Source organism: Caballeronia sp., from assembly GCF_049581465.1.
In the GTDB taxonomy this organism is placed as follows: domain Bacteria; phylum Pseudomonadota; class Gammaproteobacteria; order Burkholderiales; family Burkholderiaceae; genus Caballeronia.
In genome coordinates this window covers 1-6,868 of sequence record NZ_JBAUSA010001025.1, presented here as the reverse complement: position 1 = coordinate 6,868, position 6,868 = coordinate 1, and the positions used below count along the sequence as shown (strand labels likewise).

General features: G+C 60.1%; 6 protein-coding genes. 2 read left to right on the top strand and 4 right to left on the bottom strand.

Going from position 1 to position 6,868, the window contains the following annotated elements:
- Positions 1–306: 306 nt before the first annotated feature.
- The gene (locus WCA53_RS25040) at positions 307–867 is read right to left on the bottom strand and encodes a response regulator (RefSeq protein ID WP_423916756.1); all 561 of its coding nucleotides are present in this window, start codon (positions 865–867) and stop codon (positions 307–309) included.
- 225 nt (positions 868–1,092) lie between these two features.
- Here WCA53_RS25040 and WCA53_RS25035 point away from each other — a divergent pair, with 225 nt between their 5' ends.
- On the top strand, positions 1,093–1,803 hold the full coding sequence (locus WCA53_RS25035; protein ID WP_423916753.1) for a response regulator transcription factor: 711 nt from the start codon (positions 1,093–1,095) through the stop codon (positions 1,801–1,803).
- A 91-nt stretch (positions 1,804–1,894) separates the two neighbouring features.
- Here WCA53_RS25035 and WCA53_RS25030 read toward each other — a convergent pair whose 3' ends face one another.
- Positions 1,895–3,919 (bottom strand): ATP-binding response regulator, encoded by a 2,025-nt coding sequence (locus tag WCA53_RS25030; RefSeq protein ID WP_423916751.1) that lies wholly within the window; start codon positions 3,917–3,919, stop codon positions 1,895–1,897.
- A 99-nt stretch (positions 3,920–4,018) separates the two neighbouring features.
- Positions 4,019–4,804: a hypothetical protein gene (locus WCA53_RS25025; protein WP_423916749.1), complete on the bottom strand. Its 786-nt coding sequence runs from the start codon at positions 4,802–4,804 to the stop codon at positions 4,019–4,021.
- A gap of 314 nt (positions 4,805–5,118) precedes the next feature.
- Between WCA53_RS25025 and WCA53_RS25020 the strand changes: the two genes are divergently transcribed.
- A complete protein-coding gene (locus tag WCA53_RS25020; protein WP_423916747.1) occupies positions 5,119–5,964 on the top strand; it encodes an NAD-dependent protein deacetylase in 846 nt (281 codons plus the stop codon).
- Here WCA53_RS25020 and WCA53_RS25015 read toward each other — a convergent pair.
- Positions 5,961–6,812, bottom strand: a complete 852-nt coding sequence (locus tag WCA53_RS25015; protein WP_423916745.1) for a PA4780 family RIO1-like protein kinase — start codon at positions 6,810–6,812, stop codon at positions 5,961–5,963. The two genes, WCA53_RS25020 and WCA53_RS25015, sit on opposite strands and share 4 nt — an antisense overlap.
- Positions 6,813–6,868: the final 56 nt, after the last annotated feature.

The window sequence follows — 6,868 nt, the reverse complement described above, 5'->3', positions numbered from 1 at the left end:
GTGTTCAAATGCATAGTTAATGCGGCCACAGAAGACGACCACAAAAGGCGGCCATAAACGTCGCTTTAATGATCGGTGAACGTTTGCGCCCGCTTGGACCACGTTATTTAACAGCAAAAATAACAGTGAAAAAACCTGGAACGCGTTCTAAACGTTCTTCGCCTGATATGGAAACAGCGCGGCCGCTACGCGGTCGCGCTGTTTTTTGTGCGCGCGATATATCTGCGCTTTCTAGTTGGCCCCGCCGTACTTCACCTGCCTCGTAATTTAATGTCCATTTGACGCTTGATGCGCCAACGAATCCTACTACGGTATCGTGACTAACGCGTGGCGCGCCTTACCGGGCGATGGGTCCGAAGCCCGCGAGGCCGGGAGGCCTCGGATTACCGGTGCGATCAGTCGCGTCGCAATTGGCGTGGCGGGCGGCATCGAGAAAAAGGTGGTGAGCACTTCGACCAGGCGCCAGGTGGCGCACGGTCGCCGGCAGTGGGCGTCGAAACCGGCGTCTTTCAGGGTTTCAACAGGGTCGGCTGGCCATACGTTGCTGATCGCCACCAGCAAGCGGCCCGTCAACTCGGCGTCGGGGCGTAGCGTACGAATGAACATGTAGCCAGAATCGCTGTCGAGCTGCGTATCCAGTATGAGCGCCTGGGGTTTCCAGTTTTGCAGCAGCGAGCGTGCCGACTTGAGGTTCTGCGTTTGCATGACCTGCAACCCAGTCAGCCTCAGCAATGCTCCAAGCGATTCCGCGATCAGTTTGTCCTGATGCGCGATCAATACTTTCGGCGAGCCGATTGGCATGCGAGGATGCTTGCCGTTCCAGACGGCAAAGTGCCGCTCGTCATCGGTGCCTGAACGACTGGTCATCGTGTGCTCCTTTTCTGGTTTGACGTGATCGGGAGTGCGCCGGAGCCGCCCTGCCGAAAACGATGAGCCAGTGTCGCGGTTAAAGATGTCCCGCAAAACCCGGCGCGAGGAGGGCACGGACATTCTTTTTGGAGGGCAACCAGCCCCTCCTTCGTATCCCCGCGAAAGGGGGGTAGCAGGATGCCGCCATGCCGGTAAGATCGAGTCGTAAATATGGGGTTGGCAATGGAAAACGGCAATTTCAAAACAGTGCTGCTGGTCGAGGACGAAGGGCTGACAAGAAGCGCCATGAAAAGCCTGATCCTGGCCAACGAGCCGCTACTCGATATAGACGAAGCGGACGGTCTCGAACAAGCCAAGGAGCGGCTTTCTGCCGGCACCTACGACCTCGTTTTCCTCGACTATCATTTGCGGGGCAATTCCACGGGACTCGATCTGTTGAACTGGATCGGGGATCAGGAGCGCGAGGTTCAGACCATCATGCTGTCCGCACAAGACGACCGTGATACGGTGCTTGAATGCATCAGGAGCGGGGCGTGCGGCTTTATTTCCAAGGCAAGCGAGCAAGGCGCCGGTGTGTTTCGCGAGGCTCTCAAGACTATTTTGAGTGGCCGCGTGTATCTGCCCAACAGCGTGCTCGGAAAGGGCGGTCACAGCCCCAAGCCGGTGTCTACGCATTCAGGCGTGACGGTCGAGTCGCTGAACTTGCCGCCACGCCTGACGGAGACGCTGCGCTATTTGCTGCAAGGCCTGTCGAACAAGGCGATCGCGAGAAAAATGAATATCAGCGAGAACACCGCCAAGGAGTATTCAAGCGATCTGCTCGCCCGCTTTCACGTGACGCGGCGCACGTTCCTGATCGTCGAAATGGCGCGCAGGGGGATCGAGATGCCGATGGGCGGTGCCAACGTAGCGCTGGCTACAATGGGGCGTTAAGCGATACGTCAAAACGGCGCGTTAAAACGGCACGTTGAAGCACCACGTTGAAGCACCACGGTAAAGCAGCACGTTAAAGCAGCACATTCGCTCAGCACGGCCTCTGTGCCTCGCTGAACGAACGCCCTGAAATCAGCGATGCGATCTGCCGGCGCAATTCGGCCGGGCTGACGGGCTTGCTCAGTACATCGTGGTCGCAGGCAAGCGGCACGATCGTGGCGGCGGGTTCGCCGGTGACCACGAGACACGGGCAGCGCCGGCCCAGCTTGGCCGCGCTCAACATCGCTACATCGCGTGCCGTGGCGGAGTCGCCCAGGCGGTAATCCGTGATGATCAGGTCGGGGTAGCGCTCAATGCTACGCAGCGTGTCCTCGAATTCCTCAAAGCTGCTGGCGGAATCGAACACCATGCCCCACTGCACGAGCAGCGCTTCCGTCGACGCGCGCACCAGACCATCGTCTTCCACCAGCAACACGTAGAGCCCTTCAAGCGGCACGCCGAGGTAATCCGCCGTGTCGCGTGCGCGCGGAGACGGTTCGCCCAGCGGCGATCCGCAAATGGGCATTTCCAGCGAGAAGCGCGAGCCGCGTCCTTCTGCCGATTTCAATTCGATCCGATGCTCTTCCAGCATCGATACCACCGCGTTCACGATCGACAAGCCGAGCCCAAGACCCTTGTCGGTGTCCTGCTCCTTGTTGCCCACCTGGAAAAACGGCTGGAAGATCGCGTCCCAATGTTCGGCCGCGATACCGATGCCGTTATCGACCACGTCCACGCGCGTACGCGTGGCCGAGCGCACCACGCCCACGATGACGACCGGGTTGGCCTTCTTGCTGGCATCGGCGTAACGAATGCCATTGGACACCAGGTTCACGATGGCACGGCCCAGCCAGTGGGCATCGCTGCGCACGTATACAGGCGTGTGAGGCATGCGCAGGCGCAGCTCCACGCCACGGAGCGCCGCGAGCGGGCGTAGTTGTTCGGCGGCTTCGAGAACCGCGATCTTCACATCGAAAACGTGATATCGCGGCCTGATCCGGCCCGATTCCAGCCGTGACAAGTCCAGCACCGCGTTCAGGAACCGCGCGAGGATCACCGATGAACGACCCGATTCGTCGATCAGCCGCGCGGCTTCGGTGACGTTGTCACGGTGGATGGCCTCGGCGGCGGCTTGCAGGAAGAGGTTCAGCGCGTGCATGGGTTGGCGCAAGTCGTGCGTTGCCGCCGCCAGGAAGTTCGACTTGTCCTTGCTGGCCGTTTCCGCTGCGAGCATCTGCTGCTCCTTCAACGCCAGGAGCGCGTTGGTCTTGGTGTCCTGATCCTTCTTGGCTGCCAGCAGATCCCGATTCGTTTGCTCGAGTTCAACGTTCGTGGTCATCAATTCGTGATTGAGCACGCCCAGCGCGCGCTCTGCTGCAAAGCGCTCGCGCGAGACCCGTTCCGCGTGCACGCACACGCCATGGCCGATCACCACTACGTTGAAGAGATAGAACAAGCCCATGTAGAAATGTTCGGGCGAGAGAATCTTGTTCGTCGCCTGAAGAACGAGCATCGATGAAAACGTGATCACGGCTGCTGTCAGCGCAACCTTCGATTTCAAGTAAAAAAAACCGAACTGGAAGAAAAACACGACGTAGAGTCCGACGAAATACCACGTGTAGTTGAATGGGCTCGGCGTCGTAACCACCATCAGGACCAGCAGCAGATTGCAGCCGTAGATACCCGTCAGGATCACTCGCTGCGAAACAGCATGTGTTTCAAATGATGCCTTGAGCGTCAGGATCCCCACGCATACGAGCAAGACAACGCCGCACGCCCGCAGCAGCATGATCTGCATGAAGACGTGCGCAAGCGCCATGTTCTGGCGTCCGAAGTAAAAATCGAACCAGACAAAGCAGATCCATACGGTCAGGGCAAGCAAGGCCGACGCCCGGCGAAACGCGCAGAAACGGCGGCTGTGGTCTTCGAGAAACAGGGCTTCGAGGGAGGCTTCCGGAAAGGCTTTGGGAATCGACAGATTGCGTATCAGGCTCCAGCCCGCGTCGCGTGCTGACGCTGAGAAAAGCCGGGGCGGTGAGTTCGCGGCGATATCGGCAGGTTGATCCAGGAGGTCCATGATTCACTCACTCGATAAAATGCGTGACCGGTTACGCTAGCCGAGCTTAGCCGAGTTCCAGGGTGCAAGGGATCGTCGATCGGGCCTTGATTCCGCGCGTCAGTCCGTCAAGCGGAGGCCTTTGGCCAGTACGATTCCCTTGTCCTTGTTGATCAGCCAGATGTCGTCGACCTTTGCATGCAGCGTCGATGTCCGCGTGGTGATGTCGGTCGGTTCGTCGTTGGTGGGATCGCTGTGGTCGCGCACGTCGGTCAGGTACGGTTCCACTAACCGGCACAAAAACACGATGGAAAAATCGCCTTCGCCCTCGGCAAATGCAGCGGGCGACAACGCAAAGCGCCCATGCACGGTTGTCTTGTTACGCTTGCCGACAGCGTCGAGTTCGATCAGGTCGATGTTCTGAATGAAGCCTTTGGCCTTCGCCTCCGCGGCGACCACCAGATTCCTTCCACGCGGTCCCTTTACCGTCTTCTTGAGGACGATGGAGTCAGGATAATCGCTGTCTGAAACGCCCACGTCGACCGTCATGACATGCGCTTTTGACCGATAACGGATGCCTTGCGAGACGGGCACCACGAAAGCAAATTCACGTTCAAGGTCGCTTTTGGTCAGGACCGGATTGCGGAACGACTTTGGAATAGCCTCTTCGACGAAATTCTTGACGCGATTAGTAAGCGAATGCGAGGTGCTATCAGGAGGAAGTTTCGCTAGCGCGTCTCTAACGGTACTTGGGTCGTCGCCGCTAAAGTTGGCCGTTACGAGCGGACTGGTCGAGGACGCAGGCTGCTGCGTGCCGTCAGTTAGGCTGGCGGCCATGGCGTTGGAAAGACTAAGGAAGGCGAACGTTGCATACAGAATCGCCCGCGTGAACCGAAAAAATCTCATCGGTAAGCTCCCGTTCAAACGTGGACTAGCGCGGACACCATCTCCTGCTGCATTTCCTGCCGCTTGACGCTCAAATCGCTTCAACGTCATTGTACTCGGCCTATTTGTTCTTTTAAGCGCGCCAACCCGCGTTGCTGGGCCATCAGCTCGCGAACGCGGTCGCGGATTACGGTTATGGGTTCGGTCGCCAGCAACCCGGCTGCCATGCTGTCAACGACCGCGGTGTATGGGGGCCGTAGCGTTCGAGTGCGCGTATCGCATGCCTCGAGCAAGCAGCGGCCGCGCGTTGCGGCTAATATCGGCGCATGGAAAACATGTCGGTTCGCGCATTCAATGCGCCTTTAAATCCTCTCTACGATTTCGTCGCGCGACATCCGCGGCTCTTTGTGCTGACCGGGGCCGGCATCAGCACGGACTCGGGCATTCCTTGCTATCGGGATACGGACGGAAACCGAACCGGCCGCGCGCCGATCTTGATCAAGGACTTCCTGGGGTCGGAATACGCGCGCAAGCGCTATTGGGCGCGCAGCATGGTTGGCTGGCCGATCGTTGCGCAATCCGCTCCAAATGCGGCGCATGCCGCGCTCGCTCGACTTGAAAAGCGCAGCGTATTGAGCCGGCTGGTCACGCAAAACGTCGATGGCCTGCACGCTCGCGCGGGCAGCCGGGACGTGGTCGAACTGCACGGCAACATCGGCCATGTACGGTGTATGGCGTGCGGCAATGAGACCCTGCGCGCAGCACTGCAGACGACGCTCGTCGCCGATAACCCCAGCTTCGCTGGCCTGAGCGCGCTCGCCGTGGCCGACGGAGATGCGCAACTGGAGGAGAACTTCGCTGGCTTCCGGGTGCCACCGTGCGTGCAATGCGGCGGGTTGCTCAAGCCCGACGTGGTCTTCTTCGGCGAAAGTGTGCCGAGAGCGCGCGTCGACGCAGCAGCGCAGGCACTGGAACAAGCCGACGCGATGCTCGTGCTCGGCTCATCGTTGATGGTGTACTCGGGTTTTCGTTTTTGCGAGTGGGCCGCCCGCTCGGGCAAGCCGATCGCGGCGGTGAATCTCGGACGCACCCGGGCGGACGCGCTGCTGGACCTGAAAGTGGAGGCGCCGTGTGGGGCGGCGCTGAGCCTGCTGGTCGACGAGCTGGACCGAACCGGCTAGCTTTCGGCTTCCTGCTCGCGCCGCACGCGGGCGTCTTCTTCGAGCCGGATGTCCTCGATTTCCTGCAGCACGGCTTCGAGATCGACCGGCGTGGTATCGACTTCGACATGACCCGTCAGTTTGGTATCGACGGTCAATGCGCCAGCTTCGAACAGCGCCCAGATCTCCTTGCCGTAGCTCGTGTTCAGCAATTGGGGCGCGAACTGGCCGCAGTACGTCATGAGGTTGTCGACGTCCCGTTGCAGCATGGACGCCGCTTCGTTGTTGCCGGCCGCGTCCACGGCTTGCGGCAGGTCGATGATCACCGGACCGTCGGCAGCCATCAGGATGTTGTACTCGGACAAGTCGCCGTGGATCACGCCCGCGCACAACATGCGCACGACCTGGTTGAGCAGCAGCGCGTGGACTTCCAGCGCGCGTGCCTCGGTCATGTCCACGTCATTCAGGCGCGGTGCGACGTCGCCTTCAGCGTCGACGACCAGTTCCATGAGCAACACGCCGTCCGTGCAAATGTAGGGTTGCGGCACGCGGACGCCGGCATTGGCTAGCCGGAAAAGCGCATCGACTTCGGCGTTTTGCCACGCTTCTTCCTGCATTTGGCGGCCATAGCGTGTGCCTTTTTCCATTGCGCGCGCTTGCCGGCTGTTCTTCACCGTGCGTCCTTCGCGATACGACGCCGCCTGCCGGAAGCTACGCTGCTTGGCGTCCTTATAGACCTTCGCGCAGCGTGTGGAGTCGCCGCTGCGCACGACGTAGACCGTCGCTTCCTTGCCGCTCATCAACTGGCCGATGACCTCGTCGATCAGTCCTTCTTCCAGCAGCGGCACAAGCCGTTTAGGTGTTTTCATGTGGCCGCCGGATAGAGGAGGCCGTGGGCGCAATCGCGGCCGGCGGGGCGTAGGGG